Annotated in this window: 21 protein-coding genes; 7 read left to right on the top strand and 14 right to left on the bottom strand. The window is 71.9% G+C overall.

The genetic code is table 11. The features are described from left to right. Positions 1–82 precede the first annotated feature (82 nt). Positions 83–943 (top strand): hypothetical protein, encoded by an 861-nt coding sequence (locus tag ACIRVK_RS35785; RefSeq protein WP_404254636.1) that lies wholly within the window; start codon positions 83–85, stop codon positions 941–943. A 31-nt stretch (positions 944–974) separates the two neighbouring features. Here ACIRVK_RS35785 and ACIRVK_RS35780 read toward each other — a convergent pair whose 3' ends face one another. Continuing rightward, positions 975–2,621: an alkaline phosphatase family protein gene (locus tag ACIRVK_RS35780; RefSeq protein ID WP_404254634.1), complete on the bottom strand. Its 1,647-nt coding sequence runs from the start codon at positions 2,619–2,621 to the stop codon at positions 975–977. A 209-nt stretch (positions 2,622–2,830) separates the two neighbouring features. Here ACIRVK_RS35780 and ACIRVK_RS35775 point away from each other — a divergent pair, with 209 nt between their 5' ends. Both ACIRVK_RS35775 and ACIRVK_RS35770 read left to right on the top strand, forming a co-directional pair. Beyond that, positions 2,831–3,889 carry a nitrous oxide reductase family maturation protein NosD gene (locus ACIRVK_RS35775; protein ID WP_404254632.1) on the top strand — a complete coding sequence of 353 codons (1,059 nt, stop codon included), beginning with the start codon at positions 2,831–2,833 and terminating at the stop codon, positions 3,887–3,889. A 43-nt stretch (positions 3,890–3,932) separates the two neighbouring features. Then, positions 3,933–4,961, top strand: coding sequence for a methyltransferase (locus ACIRVK_RS35770; protein WP_404254630.1), 1,029 nt, complete (start codon positions 3,933–3,935; stop codon positions 4,959–4,961). A 63-nt stretch (positions 4,962–5,024) separates the two neighbouring features. On the opposite strand, the gene ACIRVK_RS35765 is transcribed toward ACIRVK_RS35770, so the two are convergent. From ACIRVK_RS35765 to ACIRVK_RS35720, 10 genes are all read right to left on the bottom strand, one after another. Beyond that, a complete protein-coding gene (locus ACIRVK_RS35765; RefSeq protein ID WP_404254628.1) occupies positions 5,025–5,357 on the bottom strand; it encodes a TcmI family type II polyketide cyclase in 333 nt (110 codons plus the stop codon). Positions 5,358–5,377: 20 nt separating this feature from the next. Beyond that, positions 5,378–5,857: an SRPBCC family protein gene (locus tag ACIRVK_RS35760; RefSeq protein ID WP_404254626.1), complete on the bottom strand. Its 480-nt coding sequence runs from the start codon at positions 5,855–5,857 to the stop codon at positions 5,378–5,380. 1 nt (position 5,858) lies between these two features. After that, positions 5,859–6,116 carry an acyl carrier protein gene (locus ACIRVK_RS35755; RefSeq protein WP_404254624.1) on the bottom strand — a complete coding sequence of 86 codons (258 nt, stop codon included), beginning with the start codon at positions 6,114–6,116 and terminating at the stop codon, positions 5,859–5,861. A 32-nt stretch (positions 6,117–6,148) separates the two neighbouring features. Beyond that, positions 6,149–7,399 carry a beta-ketoacyl synthase N-terminal-like domain-containing protein gene (locus ACIRVK_RS35750; RefSeq protein ID WP_404254622.1) on the bottom strand — a complete coding sequence of 417 codons (1,251 nt, stop codon included), beginning with the start codon at positions 7,397–7,399 and terminating at the stop codon, positions 6,149–6,151. Next, on the bottom strand, positions 7,396–8,664 hold the full coding sequence (locus tag ACIRVK_RS35745) for a beta-ketoacyl-[acyl-carrier-protein] synthase family protein (RefSeq protein ID WP_404254620.1): 1,269 nt from the start codon (positions 8,662–8,664) through the stop codon (positions 7,396–7,398). The genes ACIRVK_RS35750 and ACIRVK_RS35745 overlap by 4 nt, the downstream gene beginning before the upstream one ends. Further along, the gene (locus ACIRVK_RS35740; protein ID WP_404254670.1) at positions 8,661–9,059 is read right to left on the bottom strand and encodes a cupin domain-containing protein; all 399 of its coding nucleotides are present in this window, start codon (positions 9,057–9,059) and stop codon (positions 8,661–8,663) included. Before ACIRVK_RS35740 ends, ACIRVK_RS35745 begins: the two co-directional genes overlap by 4 nt. A gap of 69 nt (positions 9,060–9,128) precedes the next feature. Beyond that, a complete protein-coding gene (locus tag ACIRVK_RS35735) occupies positions 9,129–10,253 on the bottom strand; it encodes a SchA/CurD-like domain-containing protein (RefSeq protein WP_404254618.1) in 1,125 nt (374 codons plus the stop codon). Positions 10,254–10,391: 138 nt separating this feature from the next. Next, complete coding sequence (locus ACIRVK_RS35730; protein WP_404254616.1) at positions 10,392–11,075, bottom strand: class F sortase; 684 nt, start codon at positions 11,073–11,075, stop codon at positions 10,392–10,394. A 112-nt stretch (positions 11,076–11,187) separates the two neighbouring features. Next, positions 11,188–11,652, bottom strand: a complete 465-nt coding sequence (locus tag ACIRVK_RS35725) for a hypothetical protein (protein ID WP_404254614.1) — start codon at positions 11,650–11,652, stop codon at positions 11,188–11,190. Between the two features lie 261 nt (positions 11,653–11,913). Further along, positions 11,914–13,557 (bottom strand): FAD-dependent oxidoreductase, encoded by a 1,644-nt coding sequence (locus tag ACIRVK_RS35720; RefSeq protein WP_404254612.1) that lies wholly within the window; start codon positions 13,555–13,557, stop codon positions 11,914–11,916. A gap of 162 nt (positions 13,558–13,719) precedes the next feature. On the opposite strand from ACIRVK_RS35720, the gene ACIRVK_RS35715 reads away from it, so the two are divergent. Next, complete coding sequence (locus ACIRVK_RS35715) at positions 13,720–14,772, top strand: YihY/virulence factor BrkB family protein (RefSeq protein ID WP_404254610.1); 1,053 nt, start codon at positions 13,720–13,722, stop codon at positions 14,770–14,772. A 497-nt stretch (positions 14,773–15,269) separates the two neighbouring features. On the opposite strand, the gene lpdA is transcribed toward ACIRVK_RS35715, so the two are convergent. Beyond that, entirely contained in the window at positions 15,270–16,682 is a 1,413-nt protein-coding gene (gene lpdA, locus ACIRVK_RS35710; RefSeq protein ID WP_404254608.1) for a dihydrolipoyl dehydrogenase, read from the bottom strand. A gap of 126 nt (positions 16,683–16,808) precedes the next feature. Then, positions 16,809–17,243, bottom strand: coding sequence for an ATP-binding protein (locus ACIRVK_RS35705; RefSeq protein ID WP_404254606.1), 435 nt, complete (start codon positions 17,241–17,243; stop codon positions 16,809–16,811). A 239-nt stretch (positions 17,244–17,482) separates the two neighbouring features. Between ACIRVK_RS35705 and ACIRVK_RS35700 the strand changes: the two genes are divergently transcribed. The 3 genes from ACIRVK_RS35700 (at position 17,483) to ACIRVK_RS35690 (ending at position 20,986) form a co-directional block, all read left to right on the top strand. Continuing rightward, positions 17,483–17,848, top strand: coding sequence for an STAS domain-containing protein (locus ACIRVK_RS35700; RefSeq protein ID WP_404254604.1), 366 nt, complete (start codon positions 17,483–17,485; stop codon positions 17,846–17,848). A gap of 128 nt (positions 17,849–17,976) precedes the next feature. Next, positions 17,977–19,722: a SpoIIE family protein phosphatase gene (locus ACIRVK_RS35695; RefSeq protein ID WP_404254602.1), complete on the top strand. Its 1,746-nt coding sequence runs from the start codon at positions 17,977–17,979 to the stop codon at positions 19,720–19,722. 46 nt (positions 19,723–19,768) lie between these two features. Further along, on the top strand, positions 19,769–20,986 hold the full coding sequence (locus ACIRVK_RS35690; protein ID WP_404254600.1) for a PP2C family protein-serine/threonine phosphatase: 1,218 nt from the start codon (positions 19,769–19,771) through the stop codon (positions 20,984–20,986). Positions 20,987–21,011: 25 nt separating this feature from the next. On the opposite strand, the gene ACIRVK_RS35685 is transcribed toward ACIRVK_RS35690, so the two are convergent. Continuing rightward, entirely contained in the window at positions 21,012–22,475 is a 1,464-nt protein-coding gene (locus tag ACIRVK_RS35685; protein WP_404254598.1) for an aminotransferase class I/II-fold pyridoxal phosphate-dependent enzyme, read from the bottom strand. Between the last annotated feature and the right edge of the window lie 36 nt (positions 22,476–22,511).

Below are 22,511 nucleotides of genomic sequence, written 5' to 3'. Positions count from 1 at the left end.
GTGTCCTGGCGAACATAAGCGACGATCACGGGGACGACCGGGCGCACACACCGCCGCAAACGAGTGACGGGAGACTGGGACCATGACGACCCCGCTCGCCTCCCACGTGAGGAACTGGCAGCCCGCCGCGGTCACGGACCGGGACGTCCTGTCCCCGGCTCCGGCGGCGGCCCTGTCCGCGCTGCTGGACCTGCCGGACACCGCCGCCGGGCCGGGGGATCCGTTGCCGCCGCTGTGGCAGTGGCTCTACTTCCTGCACTGGCCGGCCCAGCGGGAGCTCGGCCCCGACGGGCACCCGCTGGGCGGCCGCTTCCTGCCGCCGGTACCCGACCGGCAGCGCATGTTCGCCGGCGGACGCTGCGAGATCACCGGGCCGCTGCTGCTGGGGGAACCCGCCGAACGGGTCAGCAGTCTGGGGGCGGTGACACCCCGACAGGGCCGCAGCGGCGAGCTGCTGTTCGTCGCCGAACGCCAGGAGTTCCGCCAGCGCGGCCGTCTCCTGCTGGTGGAGGAGCGGGACATCGTCTACCGCTCGGGACGCGCGGGCGTTCAGCACCCGACGGTGCTGGACGACCGGGCCGTCCCCGAGGGTGAGGCCCTCTGGCGCCTGCGCCTACGACCGGACCCCACCCTCCTGTTCCGCTTCAGCGCCCTGACGGCCAACGCCCATCGCATCCACTACGACGCCCTGTACTGCCGTGACGTGGAGGGCTATCCCGGCCTCGTGGTGCACGGCCCGCTGCTGGCGCTGCTCATGCTGGAACTGGCCCGGCGCAACGCGCCGGGCCGACCGGTACGGTCCCTGTCCTACCGCCTGCACCGCCCCGCGTTCGCAGGCGAGCACCTCCTGGCAGACGGCGCCCCCGCAGACGGCGGGGCCCGCCTGCGGGTGGCCGGCCACCGCGAACCCCGGTTCGCGTCCGCCGAGGTGACCTTCGCCTGAGCCCAGCGCCGTCGGCGCCAAAGGCGTCGGGTCAGAGCGCCGGGGTGTGTTCGATCCGGACGGCGTCCAGGGAACGCGGGTCGAGGCCCAGCAGCCGCAGGATCGTCGGGGCGATCTGGGTGGTGCGCACCGGGTGGGCGACACGGACGCCGTGCGGGGCGGCGGCTCCGGAGACGACGAGCGGGACGTCGAGGTCGTCGGCGTGGGCACCGCCGTGTTCGGCGATCTTGCCCTTGCCGCCGGTGTAGACGACGTCGTACTTGCTGATGCCGACCAGGTCGGGCACGCGGGAGTCGCCCGGCCGGACGTGGAAGTAACGGGCCGCGCCGGCCCCGGCGTACAGGGTCTTCAGGCCGCTCGCGGTGAAGGGCTTCGCCTTGCCGTCGATGCCGTTGCCCTTGCCCGACTGGGCCAGCAGGTAGGCCTTGGCGAAGTCGGTGGCCGCCTTGGAGCGGTCGCTCAGCCACAGCAGCATGCCGTCGTCGTCGACGGAGTGGGCGACGAGGTCGCCGGCGCCCGGGTGGGCGTGCTTCCAGGCGGCGTTGAGGCCGTCGAGGAGCGGGCCGTCGTCGATGCGGGTGAGCGCCTTGGGGTCGGTGGGCGACTGGCCGTGCTTGGCAGAGAGGATGACGGTGGTGCTGGAGTCCAGGTGGCGCGTGCGCAGTTCGCGGAGGAAGGCGCCGATCTGCCCGTCGACGTAGGCGAGGTTCTTCGCCAGCAGCGGGCCGGGCACACCCTTGCTCACGTAGCCGCCGGCCAGCCCGTCGGAGGTGGGCAGTTTCTGGGCGGTGGACACGGACTGGAAGTTCATGCCGTAGACGGCGGGCGTGCCGACCTTGTGCGTGCGGCTGTGGTCGTAGCCGTCGATCTCGTTGAGGACGGCCTTCACCTTGTAGCTGTCGTACTGCTCGGTGGCCGCGTTGTCCTTGGTCCAGTCGTCGCCCGCGGGGTAGCCGACGGCACTGCTGTTGATCTCGGGGGCGAACAGGTCCTGGATGCCCTTGCCGGAGGGGCCGTTGAGGATGTCGTAGGCGACGTGCTTGTCGGACCAGGCGGTGCGCAGGCCCGCCTTGCGGGCGACCTCGAAGACCGTGTTCACCTTCAGGTACGTGTGCGGGTAGACCGGCTTGCAGGTCTTCGGGTCGACCGGCAGCTTCGAGGGGTCGAGGAGGCTCGCGGCGTTCCCGGTCATCTTCAGGATGCTGCCGGGCAGTCCGGCGAGTCCCTGGCCCGCGTCGAGGGCGTCCTTGTTCTTGTCGAGGTCCTCGGTGAGGTCGACCTCCACGCCGGGCTTGACGCCGGCGCAGTGGGTGGTGCCGGCCGGGAGGAGGGCGGCGTTGTAGGTGTCGTCGTAGTAGACGCCGGTGACGCCGGGGTCGCCGCCGGTGACCTGGCCGACCATGCCGGGGAAGGAGTCGGAGGGGATGGTGGTTCTGGCGTGCGTGTACTCCACTCCGCCGGACGCGAGCCGGGCCAGCGCCGAGTGCGGGTGACGGGCGATGTACCAGGCCAGGTCGGACTGGTGGAGTCCGTCCACGGACAGGAGCAGGACATGCCGGGCCGCGCGCGGGTGCGCCGAGGCCGGCGCGGCGGCCGTGACGGTGAGGGCGCCGACGGCGGCCAGCGCGGCGGCGGCCGCGGTGACGGTACGGGCGGGGCGGACGGGACGTCGGGGCATGGTCTCTCCTCGGAGCCGTGCGGGGTGCGGGAACGTCTGCGAACCGTGCACCGACATGGCAGTGGCCGAATATGTACGGCGCCCGACATGCGCGCCTGGTCCTGACCAAGAAAGGCATGGGCGCGGGCAAAGGAACGGCCCTGGCGAGACACGCCGCCGAACGGCCTATCCGCCCGGTCTGCAAATCATTCCGGCATACCGTGCGGAACATGAAGAAACTCCATATCGCCTATCTGGCGTGCACCGCCGCGATCGTGGGGACGAGCCTCGGCGCCGCCCCCTCGGCCGCCGGCCACATGATCCACCTGGTCCGTCCGGGAGAGTCCGTCCAGCAGGCGGTCAACGCCGCCGCGCCGGGTGACACCGTCCTGGTGATGCCGGGCGTCTACCACGAGAGCGTCAAGGTGACCACGTCCGGGATCACCCTGCGCGGCATGGGCCTCCGTACCGTGATCGAGCCCGGCGTGAAGAAGGCCGGGGACCGTTGCGCGGAGAACGGCAACGGCATCTGTGTGGTGGGGACCAAGGGCCACGCCCTCACGGGCGTCACGGTCGCCGACCTGACGGTGACCGGCTTCAGCAAGTCCGGGGTCTTCTCCATGGGGACCGACGGCCTGACGGTGCGTCGCGTGAACGCGCTGCAGAACGGGGTGTGGGGCATCGCCCAGGAGCGTTCGACGCGCGGTGTGTTCCGTGACAACACCGTCGGGGGCAGCGGCGACGCGGGCATCTTCCTCGCCAACACGATCACGGCCGAGGCGGGCGCCGCGGACACCCGGGGAACCCTGGTGGACCACAACCGGCTGGAGGGCAACCGCGTGGGCGTCACCGTGCGGCGGCTGCGCGACCTGTCGGTCACCCGCAACACCGTCACCGGGAACTGCGTGGGCGTGTTCGTCGTCGGCGACGAGAACAGGCCGAAGGCCGGGGACCTCACCGTGCGCGCCAACCGCATCGTGCGCAACAACAAGTCCTGTCCGAAGACCGACCGCCTGCCCGCCCTGCAGGGCTCCGGCATCGTCCTGACCGGCGCAGAGAAGACGCTGGTGGAGGACAACGAGATCCGCGACAACGCCGGCGCCTCCCCGCTGTCCGGGGGCGTCGTGCTGTTCAAGAGCTTCGTCGCCACCACCAGCGACGACAACCGGATCACCGGCAACCTGCTGTCCGGCAACTCCCCCGCCGACCTCGTCAACGCGGACGTCGGCAAGAACAACACGTTCGCGGGCAACTCCTGTCGGGCCTCCAGGCCTGCGGGCCTGTGCTGAACGGCCACCACTCCCCCGTCGACACCAGGAAGGCAGGCGGCGTATGACGACCGCACAGACCGCCCCACCGCCGCCGATGCGGCTGAGGGAGCTCGTGTTCGGGGCGGCCTGCGCCGCCGCCCTCCGCGCGGCCGCCCGGCTTGGGGTACCCGACGCACTCGGGGAGACCCCCCTGTCCGTGGAGGACCTGGCGGCCGCGGTGAAGACCGAACCACGGCCGCTACGACGCCTGTTGCGGGCCCTGTCCTGCTACGGCGTCTTCGCCGAGCGGCCGGACGGCACCTTCGCGCACACCGACATGTCCCGGCTGCTGCGCGAGGACGCCCCCGACAGCCTGCGCTGGATCGCCCTGTGGTGCACGGAGCCGTGGACCTGGGACGCCTGGCCCAAGCTGGACGAGGCGGTACGCACCGGGAAGAACGTCGTGGAGGACCTGTACGGCAAGGAGTTCTTCCCCTACCTCAACGAGGACGCCCCGGAATCCGCGGACGTCTTCAACCGGGCGATGACCACCTCCAGCGAGCAGTCGGCGCGGGACGTGGCGGCGCTGCTCGACCTGTCGCAAGCGGCGTCGATGGCGGACATCGGCGGCGGGCAGGGGCACGTGGTGGCCAGCCTGCTCGACAAGTACCCCGCGATGCGGGGCAGTCTGCTGGATCTGCCCCGGGTGGTGGAGAACGCGGTGCCGCGGCTGCGGCCGGGCGGCGACCTGGCCGACCGGGTGCGGATCGTGCCCGGTGACGTGCGGGACGCCGTCCCGGTGCGGGCCGACGTCTACATCATCAAGAACATTCTCGAGTGGGACGACGACAGCACCGCCCGCACCCTGCGCAACGTCTCGGAGGCGGGCGGCCCGGGCACCCGGGTCGTGGTGATCGAGAACCTGGTCGACGACACCCCGTCGATGCGGTTCAGCACCGCCATGGACCTGCTGCTGCTCCTGAACGTCGGCGGGGCGAAGCACACCACCGACAGCATGGTCGGCCGGCTGACGGCCGCGGGGCTGGTCGTCGACGGCATCAGCCCGGTCAATCCCTATCTGCACGCGTTCGACTGCCACGTCCCCGGATGACCGGTCCGCACAGCGTCCGCTGCCACCGGTCGCCGGGTCCTTCGACCGGTGGCAGCGGACGGCTCAGGCGGTGGCGTCCCGCTCCCAGACGTAGAAGCGGTGGGCCATCGCGTCCTTCGGCGAGCGCCAGGTGGCGGGGTCGTACGCGCTGACGTACGCGGCCAGTCGCTCGCTGACGTCACGGAACTCGGGGTGTCCGGTCACCTTGGCGATGGCCGGCCCGGGGTCCCGCTCGGACTCGATGAGGTGCAGGTACACGTCGCCGAACTGGAAGAGGCTGCGCCGGGCGACCCCGACGAGGTGCGGCAGCTCCCCCCGGTCGGACTCGGCGAACACCTTGGCGATGTCCGGGGCGGCTCCCGGAGCCATGCGGGCCACGATCAGGGCCTGGTGCATCGGTGTGTCCTTCCCGCGGTTCAGTCGGCGAGGCCCGGCGTGGAGCCCCGCTCGGCGGCCGCCTTCTCGATGCGGTCCCGGATCAGGGCCATCTGGACCTTGGAGTTCCGGTTGATGTTGTCCGTCATCCATTCGTCGTCGACGGGAGCCTCGGGCTTCATCGCGAAGTCCTGCGTCCACACCATCCGGACGCCGCCGGGCACCTGCTCGTACTTCCAGTGGATGTTCATGTGCGCGAACGGCCCGGTCTCCACCCGGCGGGCGCGCACGGTGAGGGTGGCGCGGTCGGTCTCCCGCTCCGAGACCCAGCTCCAGACCTTGCCGTTCTCGTCCGGGTGCATGGTCAGCCGGAAGGTGGTCCGGTTCCCCTCCACCGAGATGATCTCGGCCGAGGCGTACTCGGTGAACAGGTTCGGCCAGTTCGCCACGTCGTTGGTCATGTCCCACACCAGGTCCATCGGTGCGGCGACGGTGATCTCGTTCTGCGTGTGTCCGGCCATGTCAGGCTCCTGCCACGAGGGTGGTGTTGACGAGGTCGAGGAACTCGCGGGGACTCTTGCAGCGCTCGGCGTCCGGGGGCAGCGGAGCGCCGTACCGGTTCTCCAGTTCTCCGACGACACCGAGCAGTCCGAGCGAGTCGATGCCGAAGGTGTCGAAACCGCTGTCGCGGCGCTGCTGGAGCTCCTCGGGGGCGACGGTGACACCGGCGGCCTTCTTCATCAGCTCGGCCAGTTCCTCCACCGTGATGCGGTCACTCATGCGGTTCCTCTCTTTCGCTGCTTGGCGCCTCGCTACGAGGCTTCGGCGGCGCCGCGCCGCAGCACGAGCGCCGAGTTCGATCCCATGAGCCCCCGGCTGAGGACCAGCACCGTGCGCAGTTCGGTGACACGGGCGCGGGTGGTCACGAGGTCGAGGTCGTGGCAGATGTCGTAGACGTTGGGGGTGGGCGGGACCAGGCCGTGCTCCAGGGCCAGCACCGCCGCCGCCGTGTCCAGGACGGCAGCCGCGCAGTAGCCGCGGCCGATACCGGTCTTGGGTGCGGTGACGGGCACGCGCCGGCCGTGCGCGCCGAGCGTGTCGGCGATCGCGAGGGCCTCGGCCCGGTCGGCCTCGGGCACGCCGAGGGCGTCGGCGAACACCGCGTCGATGTCCTCGGGGGCGCAGCCGGCGTCGGACAGGGCGCCGGCGATGGCGTTGGCCAGCCCGTACCGGGACTCCTCCCAGCGGGAGGCGCCCGTGAAGGTCGCCGCGTGCCCGGCGACGAGGGCCCGCACGCGCGCGCCCCGCTCCCGGGCCGTGCGCTCGTCCTCGACGACGAGCATGGCACCGCCCTCCGCCGGTACGAAACCGCAGGCCTGGGCGGTGAAGGGCCGGTAGGCGCGGTCCGGGTCGGCCTCGGTGCTCAGCTCCTGGTAGCCGAGCTGGCAGACCCCGGAGTAGGGGGCCAGCGGGGCCTCGGTCGCGCCGGCCACGATCGTGTCGGTGCCGCGTCGCACCGCCCGGGCCGCGTGGGCGAGGGCGTCCAGGCCGCCGGCCTCGTCGGCGGCGACCACCGAGCAGGGGCCCTTGAAGCCCCGGCGGATGGAGATCTGACCGGTGCTGGCGGCGTAGAACCAGGCGATGGACTGGTAGGGACCGACGAACCGGCTGCCCTTGCCCCACAGTTGCTGCAACTCCCGCTGGCCGAACTCGCCGCCGCCGGAGCCGGCCGCGGTGACCACGCCCACGGAGAACTGCGCCTCCCCCAGGTCGGTGGACCCGAACTCGGCGTCGTCCAGGGCGCGGTCGGCGGCGGCCATGGCGAAGTGGGTGAAGCGGTCGGTCTGGACGAGGAAGCGCTCCTCGACGGCCGCCTGGGCGTCGAAGTCGCGGATCTCGCCCGCCACGCGCAGCGGCAGCCGCTCGCAGCCCTCGCGGGTGACGCGATCGAGGGCACTGATGCCCTCCTGTGTGGACTTCCAGAAGGACTCGGTGCTGGTTCCGTTGGGCGCCACCACACCGATGCCGGTGACGGCCGCGCGCCGTGGATAAGGTTCGCTCATCGTGTCCTCTCCCTCGGCCGGGTCAGGACCACCGCGGACTGGAAGCCGCCGAAGCCGCTGCCCACGGACAGCACGCTGGTCAGCTTCCGCTCCCGTGCGACGCGTGGGACGTAGTCCAGGTCGCACTCCGGGTCGGGGGTCGTGTAGTTGGCGGTGGGCGGTACGACCTGGTGGGCCAGGGCCAGCACGCAGGCGACGACCTCGATCGCGCCGATCGCACCGAGGGAGTGGCCCACCATGGACTTGATGGAGCTCATCGGCGTGGCGTGGGCGTGCTGTCCCAGGGCCCGTTTGACCGCGGCCGTCTCGTGACGGTCGTTCTGCTGGGTGCCGGAGCCGTGGGCGTTGACGTAGTCGATCGCCGTGGGGTCGAGGCGGGCGTGGTCCAGGGCCGTGTCGATCGCCCGGGCCATCTCCAGGCCCTCCTTGGTCAGGCCGGTCATGTGGTACGCGTTGCCGAAGGTGGCGTAGCCGGCGAGTTCGCAGTACACGTGCGCCCCGCGGGCCCGGGCGTGCTCCAGCTCCTCCAGGACGAGTACGGCACCGCCCTCGCCCATGACGAAGCCGTCGCGGTGGGCGTCGAAGGGCCGGGAGGCGTGCGCCGGGTCGTCGTTGTTGGGTGAGGTCGCCTTGATGGCGTCGAAGCAGGCCATGGTGATCGGGGAGATCGGGGAGTCCGAGGCGCCGGCGACGCAGACGTCCGCGCGGCCCTCCTCGATCGTGTGGAAGGCGTAACCGACGGCGTCCAGGCCCGAGGTGCAGCCGGTGGACACGGTCTGCACCGGCCCGCGCGCCCCGAACCGCTCGGCCACGGCCGAGGCGAGGGTGCTGGGCGAGAACGCACGGTGCAGATGCGGGCCGGCCTCGCGGGGGTCCACGTCCCAGCGCTCACCGTGGTGGCTGACCAGGACGTAGTCGTGCTCGAGGCGGGTCGTGCCGCCCACCGCGGTGCCGAGCGACACGCCGACCCGCCAGGGGTTCTCCCGTTCGAGGTCGAGGCCGGCGTCGCGCACCGCCTCGTCGCCGGCGACCAGGGCGAACTGGATGTAGCGGTCGCAGCGCGCGATCTGCTCGTCGTCCAGGCCGCAGGCGGCCGGGTCGAAGTCGCACTCGGCGGCGATCCGGGAGCGTAGGCCGGCCGGGTCGAAGAAGGTGATGCCCCGCGTCGCCGTACGCCCGGCCGCCAGCAGGTCCCAGAACGCGGTCACCCCTATGCCGCCGGGCGCGACGACGCCTATGCCGGTGACCGCCACCCGCCGGCTCATGAAGGGACCTGCTGCCGGTCGTCGGCCGCGGCCGAGGTCTCCTCGGTGTCGACGTGACCGAGGGGCGGACTCGGCGCGAGCGGCCCGAGGTGGAAGACGATCCGGGCCTCGACCTTGCCGACGTTGCGGAAGCGGTGGCGCATGTTGATGGGGATCATCAGCCCCTGCTCGGGCCGCAGCGGATGCGGTTCACCGTTCAGGTCCACCTCCAGGTGACCGCAGACGACGTACACGAACTCCTCGGAGTACGGGTGGTAGTGCTCGCCGATGCGGTCACCGGGCTGCACGATGGCCACGCCCATGAAGCCGCTGGTCGAGCCGCACGTGGTGGGGGTGAGCATGGCGCGCAGATCGCCGCCGCGCCGAGTGTTGGGCTCGACGTCGCTGAGATCCACGATGCTGGGACGGGGTTGGGACACGACGTTGCTCCGATCGGGTGCTGGGTCGGCGGGCGGCGGGGCGGATCAGGCCCCGGCCGAGCGGCGGTCGGTGACCAGGTCCGCGCGCACGAGCTGGAGGACGTGGGCGAGGTCCCGATCCTTGGGGAGCGTGGTCAGCTCGGCCAGCCGGCCGGCGTCGGCGATGCCGAGGACCAGTGCGGGGTCGGCGGCCTCCAGGTCGCCGCGCACGTCGATCAGCCGCACCACGACCTCGTCGCGCTGGAAGATCGTGCTGCGCACGATGGGCCTGCGCGGGTCGTCGGCCGCGGCCTCGTCCTGACGGGCCAGCAGTTCCGCCAGCTCCATGCCGCGGCCGGGCCGGGCCGGGTAGTACAGGGCGTGGCGCCGCGCCTTCGGGTCCTCCTGCTCCGCGTTGACGTGGTGGACGGCGGGCAGGGCCGCGCGGGTGAAGAAGACCCGGGCGGACTCGGGGTCGTCGAGGTCGCGGTCCTGCTCCAGATACGGGTTGACGGCCTCCTCGACGGCCCGCACCTCGGGCTGGCGGGCGACGTGGCGCAGGGCCGCGAGCAGGTCGCCGCGCACCTCGATGGCCCGCACCACCCGGTTGCCGTGCATGAACAGGGAGGTGCGGCACAGCCGGGTGTTCTCGTCGACCTTCGGTTCGGGCGAGGCGTACTCGGAGAGGATCTTGGCGACCTTCTCCTCGCTGCCCGGCTTGACGGTGAAGGTGAGGGCATGGCGGATCACGCCGTCCCCGATGCGCGGCGAGGCCTGCAGCCGGCCCTGGGCGGAGTCGGCGCGCGGCGCCGGGCCGCCGGTCTCGCGCACGACGTGGAAGCGCAACGAGCGGGTGTCCCGGACGCAGCTGTGCAGGGGTTCGACCATCCGGACGTGCTCCTCGCTGTTGACCCAGGCGAGGAACGGCGGGGCGCTCTCCCACTCGCTGGTGATCAGCCACTGGGAAGGGTTCTCGATGGACTGGCACAGCTGGTCGCTGACGTGCCCGGGCACCGAGGCGACCTGGTTGCACAGTTGCTCGTAGGCCTCCAGGAACTGCTGCTGGGCGCCCTCGTAGACGTCCACCAGCAGGACGACACGGAGCCGGGAGCCGTCGAAGACGGACTGTGAGACACGGGGCGACACCTGTCGCGCGTGGGGGTCCGTGGCGGGTGCGGACAGGGTGGTCATGGAGCACATCTCCTTCGCGGGGCGGCTTGGTACGTCGGCCGCTTCGGGCGACGTCGGCGTTCCTTGATCCTGTGCCCGGCCTGGCAAGGGCGCGACTCGTATGAACTACGTGGGTGACCGCTGTCGCGTCGCCCGAGCTCAGACGAGGTGGGCGAAGACCACCAGGTTGTCCTTGTAGTCCCTCACCGTGCGGTCGTAGTCGCCCGCGCAGGTGATCAGCCGGACCTGGGCCTGCGGGGTGTCGGCGTAGACGCGGTCGCTCGGGAAGTCGTCCTTGGGGAAGGTCTGCGCGTCGTCGACGACGAAGGTGGCCTTGCGCCCGTCGGCGCGTACGACGTGGAAGACGTCGCCCTTGCGCAGTCGGCCGAGGTCGGCGAAGACGGCCGCGGACGTGGTCGTGTCGACGTGCCCCGCGATGATGGCCGTGCCGGCCTCTCCGGGGGAGGCGCCCCCGGCGTACCAGCCGACGAGGTTGGTGTCGTGCGCGGGCGGCGGCTGGAGCTGCCCGGTGGGGGCGAGGGCGAGGTCGGTGAAGGGGGCGTCGACGGAGATCTTCGGAATGAGCAGGCGCACCGGCCGCGACCGCGGAAGGTGCTTTGCGGCCGCCTGCCGCGCGTCGGGCGGGACGGGTGCGGCGGGCGCGGCGGCCTGCGGGGCTGCGGCGGCGACACGGGGCCTTTCGGCGGCGGCGTCCCGGCCGCCGACCAGGCTCACCGCCAGGACCACCAGGGCGGCGGCGCACACCATCATCAGGTTCGCGCCCGTCCTGGAGCCGTCGGGGGCCCGCTCGTCGTCGGAAGAGGGTGAAGCGGGGGCTGCCATCGAGGACCACCTCTCTTGGATGCGGCAGCGGGGTGCAGAGGCGGGGAGGGCCGGCCGGGCCGCCACCAGGCACGCGGGTGGCGGCCACGGCGGCTATCGCATCCGGCATGGGTCAGGCCAGGGCCGCGGCGCTCTTCCGGCGCCGCGCCACGTACAGTCCGGCTCCCGCGACGCCGAGGACGGCCAGGCCGCCCGCGGGCACACCCCGGTTGGCGAGCGCGCCGCCCCCGGTGTGCATGCCGCCGTGCGGCTTCTCGTGCTCGCCGCTCCAGGAGCCCGAGTCGCTGTGGGAGTTGGAGCCGCCCCAGGAGTCGGAGCCGCTGTCCTTGTCCTTGTAGGTGTTGGGGTCGAACCGCGGGTCACGGGCGCCGTCCTGCTTGACGGCGGTCAGCGCACCGCCACCCGTGTGCATTCCACCGTGCGGCGTGTCGTGGCCCTTGGTGTACGAAGAGCTGTCCCGGCCTGAGGACGAACCCGAATGGTCACCGTCGCCGCCGTGGGCGTAGGCGGCGGGCGCACCGAGGGCGAGGACGGCCGAGACCGCTCCGGTGGCCAGAAGCAAGCGAGCAGAACGCATCTGACGTTCCTTCCGTCGTGACCGGGCAGCTGGCACTTCGTCAGCTGAGATGACCCGGCCCCGATGTGAACCACCGTCAGCCAGATGCGCGGCGCTCACCACCTGGGACGCTCACCCGGGTGATGCCCAAGGCCCCCGGTTCCCGCCGTCCGGGGCCACGCGCGCCGCATCCGCGCAGTACAGACAGGGCGAGAGCCGCTTTCCAGCCGTCCAGGGACGGGAGGAGAGCGGCTCACTCGGTTGGACGGACCACCCGGGCGGTCAGGTGCGGGCGAGCACCGCCGTCAGGGCCTCGCGCAGGGTCGACTCAGGGTCCTCGACCGAGCCCTGACAGCGCCAGGCGACGAAGCCGTCGGGCCGGACGAGGACGGCGCCCTCACGTGTCGTGCCGTGCGCCGCAGCCCAGTCCGCCCCGTCCTGCGGCACCAGTTCGCCGCCCATCCGGTACGGGACGAGCGGGAGGGACATCTCCTCGGCGAGCCGCAGGGCGGCCCGGTGCCAGTCGTTCGGCGTGTCGGCGTCGCAGAGCAGGACGAGGTTGCGTTCGTAGAGGTCGAGGGTGGACACCCGCTCGCCCTGGTGACGCACCCACAGATGGGGGGCGCGGCTGCCGGGTTCGCCGGTGAGGGCGAGTCTCTCCGGGACGACCGGGGTGGCCGGGTCGGCGCCGAGGACGGCGCCGTGCGGGTAGCGGTAGCCGAGGGCGACGTTGAGGATGCCGCGCTGGGGGCCGCTGCCCGCGCCCGGAGGCGCGTCGAAGCCGGGGTGGCTGTGCTCGGCGGAGCGTACGGCCGCGCGGGCGCTGGTGGCCTCCGCGACCGGCCGGCGTTCGGCGTCGTAGCTGTCCAGCAGGCCCTCCCCCGCCCAGCCGTCGAGCACGGCGGCCAGTTTCCAGGCGAGGTTGTGCGCGTCCTGGATACCGGTGTTGGAGCCGAAGGCCCCGGTGGGGGACATCTCGTGGGCCGAGTCGCCGGCCAGCAGGACGCGCCCGGAACGGTAGGCGCGCGCCACGCGCTGGGCGGCGTGCCAGGGGGCCCGGCCGGTGATCTCGACGTCGAGGTGGGGGTCGCCGACGGCCCGGCGGATGTGGTCGGCGCAGCGTTCGTCGGTGAACTCCTCGAGGGTTTCCCCGTGTTCGGGGTGCCAGGGGGCGTGGAAGACCCAGTGCTCGCGGTTGTCCACCGGCAGCAGGGCTCCGTCGGCCTCGGGGCTGGTGAGGTAGCAGACGATGAACCGGCGGTCGCCCACCACGTCGGCGAGGCGACGGGAGCGGAAGGTGACGCTGACGTTGTGGAAGAGGTCGCCGGGGCCGCTCTGGCCGATGCCGAGCTGTTCGCGGACGGGGCTGCGGGGGCCGTCCGCGGCGACGAGGTAGCCGGCCCGGAAGGTCGTGTGCTCGCCCGTCCGGCGGCTCTTGACGAGCGCGGTGACACCCGTGGAGTCGGCCTCGAAGGACATCAGTTCGGTGGAGTAGCGCAGGTCGCCGCCCAGCCGGGCGGCGTGGTCGAGCAGGACCGGTTCCAGGTCGTTCTGGCTGCACAGGCACCAGGCGGACGGGCTGAAGCGGGCGAGGCCGCCGCCCGGGTCGATCTCCTTGAACAGCCATTCGCCCGCGTCGCCGACCAGGGTGGGCGTCTGCAGGATGCCGTGGTTGTCGGCGAGGGTGGCCGCGGCCCGATGGATCGCCGGCTCGGTGCCGGACACCCGGAAGAGCTCCATCGTACGGACGTTGTTGCCGCGGCCGCGGGGGTGGATGGAGGTGCCGGCATGGCGCTCCACCAGGGTGTGCCGCACCCCCAGTCGGCCGAGGAACAGCGAGGTCGACAGACCGACCAGCGAACCACCGACGATCAGCACCGGTACGTCGTGAACCGCCCCGCCCGTCTGCTCGGCTCTTGCATTCATCACTCGCCTCCAGCGTGTCGCCCCCGGCGACTCGTCCGGATACGGCCGGGATATTCATGCATGCCCCGGTTCGCGGCCTGCGGCCCAGGCTTCACCCGCATACGTGACGCGCCGGCTCGTCCGCTTGTGAGTGGGTGGGCGCTGCCGGGTTACCCGGCGGGTATGACCAGGTTGCATCTTCCGGGGCGGAAGAATCACCACAGCGCCGACGAGGCACCACCCGCGCCGCGGGACGTCGGGCCGGGCCCCGAGGTCGAGCAGCGGGCACCGGACGCCCCCACCAAACTGCCCCGGGGGGCCTGGGGCGCGGTGTTCAAGGGCGCGGTGCGCGAGTTCACGGACGACGAGCTGACCGACCGCGCGGCGGCGCTGACCTACTACGGCGTGCTGTCGCTGTTCCCGGCGCTGCTGGTGCTCGTGTCGCTGCTGGGCATCACGGGCAGGTCGGCCACCGACTCGGTGCTGAAGAACCTCCGGCAGCTCACCCCCGGTTCCGCCCGCGACATCATCACGCGGGCCGTGGAGCAGTTGCAGAACAACTCCGGCACCGGCTCGGTCATGGCGGTCGTCGGCATCGTGCTCGCGGTGTGGTCCGCGTCCGGGTATGTCGCGGCCTTCATCCGCGCGGCCAACCGGGTCTACGACATGCCCGAGGGCCGCCCGGTGTGGAAGATCCTCCCGGTGCGCCTCGGTCTGACGGTCGTGCTCCTGGTGCTGGCCGTGGTCAGCGCCCTGATCGTGGTCTTCACCGGCGCCCTCGCCCGGCAGGCGGGCACCGCCCTCGGTATCGGCGACACGGCACTGACCGTCTGGTCGATCGCCAAGTGGCCGGTTCTGGTCGCCCTGGTCACGATCATGATCGCGATCCTCTATTGGGCCAGCCCCAACGCGAAGGTCAGGGGCTTCAGGTGGATCACCCCGGGCAGCGTCCTCGCCCTGGTGATCTGGCTGATCGCCTCCGCCGGCTTCGCGCTCTACGTCGCGAACTTCGCGTCGTACAACAAGACGTACGGCACCATGGCCGGCGTGATCGTCTTCCTGGTGTGGCTGTGGATCAGCAACCTGGCGATCCTCCTCGGCCTGGAGTTCGACGCGGAGGCCGTACGGCAACGGGCGATCGCCGGGGGCCTGCCACCGGACCAGGAGCCCTACACCGAGCCCCGCGACACCCGAGCCTGGGACGAGAAGGACCTGCGCCGCCTGGGCGAGGAGTGACGTGCCCGGCTCGGCGCGGGTCCGGTTCGAGGGTGCCGTGTGACGTCGCCGCCCGGTCGGCACTGAAGGGGCGGCCGGTGCGGGAAACCCCAGCTCTCCGCCGTGCGGGCACGCCCCTCCGGCGGCGCCCCACGGAGTACGCCCGGTCACGCCGAAGGCCCGCGGGGCCGTCTCGGGCCCCCGCCGAGGACTCGGCAGGGCTCAGCCGTGTGGGCCGGGGCAGGACCGGACAGAAGGCCCTATGGCGGTTGTGCGTGCGCCGATCGCGTCGGCGTCGATGTGCTCGCCACGAGCCGGGCGACTTCGACCGCAGGCCGGTCGGGTCGTGGACGGCGGCGGTGACGCGGGTACGGGACGGCGTCGTGGCGGCCGGTTCGCCGGTCCTCGGCAGAGGGATGATCACCCGGCTGCCGAGTACCGTGCCGACGTCGGCGAGCGCGGCCGGCTGGACGCGGGGTTCGGCGTAAGGGCGGGTGCGCCGGTCACGTACCCCCGGCTCACATGTTGATCATGTGGCCCGCCAGGCCGTGCACCGCCTCCTTGACGGCCTCGCCCAGGGTGGGGTGGGCGTGGACGTTGCGGGCCACCTCGTGGACGGTGAGGTCCCACTGCTGGGCGAGGGTCAGTTCGGGCAGGAGTTCCGTGACCTCGGGGCCGATCAGGTGGCCGCCGAGGAGTTCACCGTACTTGGCGTCGCTGATCAGCTTCACGAAGCCGGTGGTGTCGCCCAGGCCGTGCGACTTGCCGTTGGCGGTGAAGGGGAACTTGGCCACATTCACGTCGTGGCCGAGGTCGCGGGCCTGGGCCTCGGTGTAGCCGAAGCTGGCGATCTGCGGCTGGCAGTAGGTGGCGCGCGGGATCATCACGTAGTCCAGCTCCATGGTCTCCGCGCCCGAGATCGTCTCGGCGGCGATGATGCCCATCGCCTCCGCGGCGTGCGCGAGCATGAGCTTCGCCGTCACGTCGCCGATGGCGTAGAGGTGCGGAACCGAGGTGCGGCAGCGGCCGTCGACGTCGATCGCGCCGCGCTCGGTGACCTTCACGCCGGTGTTCTCCAGGCCGTAGCCCTCGATGTTCGGCTGGAAGCCGATCGCCTGCAGCACCTTGTCGGCCTCCAGCACCTGCTGGGTGCCGTCCTTGCCGGTGACCCTGACGCGGACCTGCGGCCCGGACTCGTCGATGGCGTCGACGCGGGTGGAGGTGAGCACCTCGATGCCCAACCGACGGTACTGCTTGGCGAGTTCGGCGGAGACCTCGGCGTCCTCCAGGGGAGCCACGCGGTCCAGGAACTCGACGATCGTCACCTTCACGCCGTAGTTGTGCAGGATGTAGGCGAACTCGACGCCGATCGCTCCGGCGCCCGCGATGACGATCGACTGCGGAAGGTCCTCGGCGAGGATCTGCTCCTCGAACGTCACCACGCGCGCACTGCGCTTGGTGCCGGGCAGCAGCTTCGGGGTGGCGCCGGCGGCGATGACGCAGTCGTCGAAGCGGATGGTCCGGGTGTCGCCGTCGTAGCCCGCCACCTGGATCGTGTGCGGGTCGAGGAAGGTGCCGCGGCCGTCGAACTCGGTGATCTTGTTCTTCTTCATCAGGTAGTGGACGCCCTTGACCCGGCCGTCGGCGACCTTGCGGCTGCGGCGGAACGCCTCGCCGTAGTCGAAGCTGACCTGCCCGTCCACCCTGATGCCGAAGGTCTTCGCCTCGCGGGTGACGATGTGCGCCAGCTCCGCGTTGCGCAGCAGGGCCTTGCTGGGGATGCAGCCCACGTTCAGGCAGACCCCGCCCCAGTACTTCTCCTCCACGACGGCCACGCGCCTGCCCAGTTGGGCGGCGCGGACGGCGGCGACGTATCCGCCGGGGCCGGCTCCGAGGACCACGACGTCGAAGTGCTCGCCCTGCTCGTCCATGACGTTCCTCTCTCGGCGCTGCCGGCCTCGCTCCCGGTACAGCTTCGCGGTGACTGATCCGCACCGCACCTCAGGGCACGGCTCATCAGCACAACGACGTCGGCACCCCTCACATGCCCGTCCGCATCAGCTTTCCGGCGCCGACAGCGGGTCGTCGTACAGCGCGAGCCGGGCGGTGATGCTCTTGCCCACGGGCTCCCGCCGCGCCTCGAAGCCCTGCACCAGGGCCAGCACGATCTCCAGCCCGTGCTGTCCGACCCGGCCGGCGTCCGTGACCCTGGCCACCGGGAGCACAGGATCGGTGTCCCACACCGCGATCTCCAGCAGGGCGCCGTCGACGCGCAGATGCAGCAGCACCGGTCCGGGCGCGTACTTCAGCGCGTTGGTGACCAGCTCGCTCACCACCAGCTGCGCCAGGTCCACGGTGCGGGCCGGCACCGGCAGCCCGTACGCGGACCGAACACGCGTCAAGAACTGCGAAGCCTGGTTTCGGGCGTCGGCGATACAGCCGTCGGCGCCGTCCAGGGCGACGGTCACCTCGGCAGGTGCGGCATCCGGCATCCGGGAACACTCCTCGGGCGCGACAGGCACCGTGCCGGCAAAAGCAAGTACCCCGTTCATGAGCGCGCGACTACCCCATATCTCCCCCATTACTCCCCCGTCACGCGTACGTGGACGGGCCGCGGGCAAGTGGATGGTCGACGCGCGCATCACAGCCGGGATCGCGGGGCAACGATGGCACGTAAGAATGGCAGGCAAGAGGTGACACCGTCCCGACCGAACGCCCAGGGGAAACGCGAGTGGCTGACAACGAGGAAGCGGTGGGTCACGGCCAACTGTCCGTGGTCCGCTCCGACGCCGACGGCATCACCGTCCTCGCCCTCCGGGGAGAGGTCGACTACCAGAGCGTGGGCGTGCTGACCGGGGCCATGCCCCCGGCGGACGCCGAGGCCGGCGAGCGGGTCGTCCTGGATCTGAGCGGGGTCACGTTCATGGACTCCAGCGGGGTCAACGCGCTGATCGCCGCCCACCAGGCCACTCGTGCCGCGCAGGGCTGGCTGCGGCTCGTGGGGGCCCGCGGCGCCGTGCAGCGCACCGTGCAGCTCGTGGGGCTCGACAGCCTCGTCGACTGCCACGCGACCCTCCAGGACGCCCTGCGGCCCTGATCCTCGCGGCTCCACCCGGCCGCCGGGAGCGCGTGGTGATTCCTCGACGAGCGGGCATACGGGAGGGACACGCGGAACAAGGCGCGCGCGGCGAGGAGCGGCGGCGCGGTCGGCAAGGAGACGGGGCCATGACGAAGCCGGTGACCAGGCAGAACTCCCGGCAGGCCGCCGCCCGTGTGTCCTCCGCCGAGCCGGCCGGAGTGCTGGACGCCCTCGGGGCCGGCGCGTACCTCGTGGACGACGAGGGCCTCATCATCGCCGTCAACGCCCGCGCCGAGCGGCTGCTGGGCAGATCCGCGGCCGAGCTGCTGGGCCATGACGCGCACGAGTTGCTGCACCGCGGGCCGCAGGGGCAGGCCCTGACCAGGACGCAGTGCACCATGCGGCAGCCGTTCCACGAACGGCGCCCGGCGCAGGCCGAGCGGGACTACTTCGCCCGTGCGGACGGCACCCTGCTCACCATCTCCTGGATGATCACGCCGTACGACCTCGGTGGCGACGACGTCGGCACACTGGTCGTCTTCCATAGCCCCGACGGCCCGCCCGACGACGGCCCGGCAGCGGAGCCGGCAGGCGAACCGATGCCGGAGCTCGAGCGGCTGGCCCTGCTGGCCGAGACCACGACGCGGCTCACCTCCACGCTCGACGCCGAGGAGACGCTGCGCCGGCTGGTGGCGCTGGTGGTGCCCCGGCTGGCCGACTGGGCGGTGGTCGACCTGATCAGCGAGCGTGACGAGGTGTGGCGTTCCGTCGTGGTCCACGCCGAGGGCGACACCCTGGTCCCCCGCGAGGACCTGCAGGGCCCGATGCCGCCGGTCTCGCAGGAGTCCCCGATGCCGCTGTCCCGGGCCCTGCGCGGCGTCGCCTCGACCCTGGCGGACCAGCAGACCTACCGGCAGCCACCGGACGCCGGCCTCGCGGTGGAGCAGCGCCGCCTGTTCGAGGCCACCGGCATGCACTCCGCGGCCATCGCGCCGATCCGCAGCACCCGGTACGTGCTGGGCGCGCTGACGGTGGGCCGCTCCGAGAACCCGGTGCCCTTCACCTCGTCCGACCTCCCGCTGATCGAGGACATCGCGCGCCGGGCCGGCCTCGCTCTCGACAACGCCCGGCTCTACCAGCGCCAGCGCAAGGTCGCCGAGACCATGCAGAACCATCTGCTGCCCCAGATGCCGAGCGTGACGGACCTGCAGATGACAGTGCGCTACCTGCCCGCACCCGACGCCTCACAGGTCGGCGGCGACTGGTACGACGCCTTCTCCCTGACGGACGGCTCCACCGCCCTGGCCATCGGGGACGTCGTCGGCCACGACCTGGAGGCCGCGGCGGGCATGGCGCAGGTACGCAACATGCTGCGCGCCTACGCCTGGTCCCAGCAGGAGCCGCCCAGCCGGATCGTCGAACGGCTCGACGAGGCGATCCAGCACATCACCGACGTCTCGATGGCCACCGTGGTCCTCGGCCGGATCGAACCGGCGGACGACGGTCAGTGGCTGCTGTCCTGGACCAACGCGGGCCACCTGCCGCCGTTGCTGATCAGCCGCGACGGCCTCGCCAGCTACCTCACCGAGGGCCACGGGATCCTCCTGGGCACCGGAGCAGGCGCCCGGCGTCCCGACGCCACGGCCCTGTTGCCGCCCGGTTCCACCCTGGTGCTGTACACCGACGGTCTGGTCGAGGCGCGCGGCCAGACCCTGGACGCGGGCCTGGACCGGCTGAGCCGCCACGCCGCCGCCCTCGCCCACCGCCCCCTCGGGGCCTTCACCGACCAGTTGTTGCGCCGCGTCCGGCCGGCCGACAACGACGACGACGTCGCCCTGCTGGCCCTGCGCACCCCGGAACGGGCAGCGGTACCGGACCGCACGGAACCGTAGTCGTCCGCTGTTCGGGGGTACCCGGGGACGGTGGGAGGTGGACGGCGTGGCTGACGGAGCGGCGACACTGCTGGTACGGCTGATGCAGGACAGCCATACCGCCACCCTCGAACAGCTCCCGGGCATGATCGCCGGGTACGCCGCGCAGGCCGGCCTGCGCGACGCCGCCGTCCTCGTGGTGGACCTGCGCGAGACGGTGCTGCGGCAGCTCACCGGCCGGGGGCCCGACGCGGGCGCCGGCGGGCAGGAGTTCACCGTGCGGGGCAGCCTGCCGGGCCAGGCCTATCAGCGCGTCTCGCTGATCTGCGAACCGGAGGGGACGGACGATCGTCCGGACCGGTGGCGGTGGTGGGTGGCCGTCACGGACGGCGTGGAACGTCTGGGCGTGCTGCGGGCCGACACGGAGACCGACGACGCGGCGACCCGTCAGGCCCTGCGCGACCTGGCCTCGATGACGGCCCTGCTGTTGCTGAGCAAGCGTTCCTTCAGCGACTCCTACGCCCGTCTGGTGCGTACCGAGCCGATGAACGTGGCGGCGGAGATGCAGTGGAACCTGACCCCTCCGCTCGCCTACGCCGGACAGGACGCGGTCGTGGGTGCCGTGATGGAGCCCGCGTACGAGATGGGTGGTGACGCCTTCGACTACGCCGTGGCCGACCGCACCCTTCACCTGGGCGTGTTCGACGCGATGGGGCACGACACGGCCGCCGGGATCACCGCCAGCGTCGCCGTGGCCGCCTGTCGCAACGCCCGCCGTCAGGGTGCCTCGCTGACCGAGACCAGCCGTCGGGTGGAGAACGCGCTGGTCCGGCAGTTCGGCACCAGCCGCTATGTGACGGCCACCTTGGCGGACCTGGAGATGACGACCGGCCGGCTGACCTGGATCAACCGCGGGCACCCGCTGCCCGTCCTGCTGCGCGACAACCGCTGGACCCTCGATCTGGACTGCCCGCCGGCCGGCCCCATGGGAGCACAGCTCGGCCTGCCCGTGCGGGAGTGCTCGGAGCAACTGGAGCCGGGAGACCGGTTGTTGCTGTACACCGACGGGGTCGTCGAGGCGCGTGACGGCCACGGCCGGCAGTTCGGCCGGGACCGTTTCATCGACTTCGTCCGTCGCCAGCACTCCGGCGGACACACCGTGCACGAGACGCTGCGCCGTCTGATGGCCGCCGTCCTCGACCACCATGACGGCAGGCTCGAGGACGACGCGACCGTGCTGCTGACCGAGTGGCGTGGCGGGCACCAGGAACGGCTCACCCCGTGAACCCGTGAGCGGCCTCGGTGCCGCGTCAGTGGCGTGACACCACCCGCAGCGTCTTCACCGAGGAGTCGGCGGCGTCCGGGATCAGGACGCCGTGCTCGACGCCGCTGCGCAGGTAGTCGAGGACCGCGTCGGTGATGACCTCCCCGGGGGCGACGGCCGGTACGCCCGGAGGGTACGGGCTGATCATCTCCGCGGCGATACGGCCGGCGGCGCGTTCCGCGGGCACGTGGTCGACCTCGGCGAAGAACGCCTCGCGGGGCAGCATGGCCTGCTCCAGTTCCAGGTCGGAGGGCTCGGGCAGCCGGACCGGGGGCCGGCGCTCGATGGTGTCGGCGCGGTCGACGAGGGCGCGGAGGGCGTCCAGCAGCACCTCCTCGGTCGCGTCGTCGTCGGCGTGGGTGATGGAGGCGCTGATACGGCAACTGTCGGAGCCGCCGACGTCCACGTGCCGCTCGGCCCGCAGCCACTCGGCGGCCTGCATACCGCTGATGCCGAGTTTCCGTACGTCGATCACGATCTTCAGGGGGTCGAACTCGGCGGCCAGCCCCTCCTCCACGATCTCCTGGCCCATGGGCCTGAGGCCCGGCAGGTCGGCCGCGGCCGTGCGGACGCGTTCGGCGCGGTGCAGGGCGGCGTCCAGGAGTTCGTGCCCGTGCTGGACCATCTGGCGCCGCCAGCCGTCGAGGGTGGCGTACACCAGCGAGGAGGCGCTGGTGGTGCCGAGCAGGTCCTCCCGCTGCTTGAGTGCCTCCGGTGACACGCGGTCGTACTGCAGGTGGAAGACAGAGCTCTGCTCGATCGCGCCGCCCATCTTGTGCACGCTGGTGAGCACCAGGTCCGCCTCGGCGTCCATGCCCCAGGCGGGCAGGTCCGGGTGGAAGGGGAGATGGGCGCCCCATGCCTCGTCGACGATGAGGGGGACACCGAACTCGTGGCACACCCGCGCGACACCCCGGATGTCGGCGCAGGTCCCCCAGTCGGTGGGCGTGATCAGCAGCATGCCCTTGGCGTCCGGGTGCTCCTCGAGACGGCGGCGTACGTCGTCGGGCTCCGGCGGGTGGGCGATGTGCCGCTCCCGGTCGAACTTGGGGTGGACCCAGATCGGCTCGACCCCGTTGACGACGACGGCGGAGATCACCGACTTGTGCGCGTTGCGGGAGATCAGAACTTTCTCGCCGGGACCGGCGACGGCCAGCATGGCGGTCTTGACCGACAGGGAGCTGCCGCAGGTGGAGAAGAAGGCCTGCTCGGCGCCGACCGCGTCCGCCATCAGCTCCTGGGCCTGGCTGAGCACACCCTGGGACTGGCGGCGGTCGTCGAGGCCGTTGAGGGACAGGACGTCCGAACGGAACACGTCGAGGCCGACGATCTCGGCCACCCGGGGGTCGGCGCCGCGGCCCTGCTTGTGACCGGGCGGCCCGAAGACGACGTCCCCACGGCGCCGGAACTCCTGAAGCGCCTCCAGCACGGGCACCCGCGAGTGATCCATGGTTCCTCCCAAGTCGGCCCCCCGGTTAGGGGCGTC

It is taken from the genome of Streptomyces sp. NPDC101152 (genome assembly GCF_044768275.1).
GTDB lineage: Bacteria > Actinomycetota > Actinomycetes > Streptomycetales > Streptomycetaceae > Streptomyces.
The sequence above is the reverse complement of the archived record's forward strand: the minus strand, read 5'-3'. Positions and strand labels throughout refer to the sequence as shown.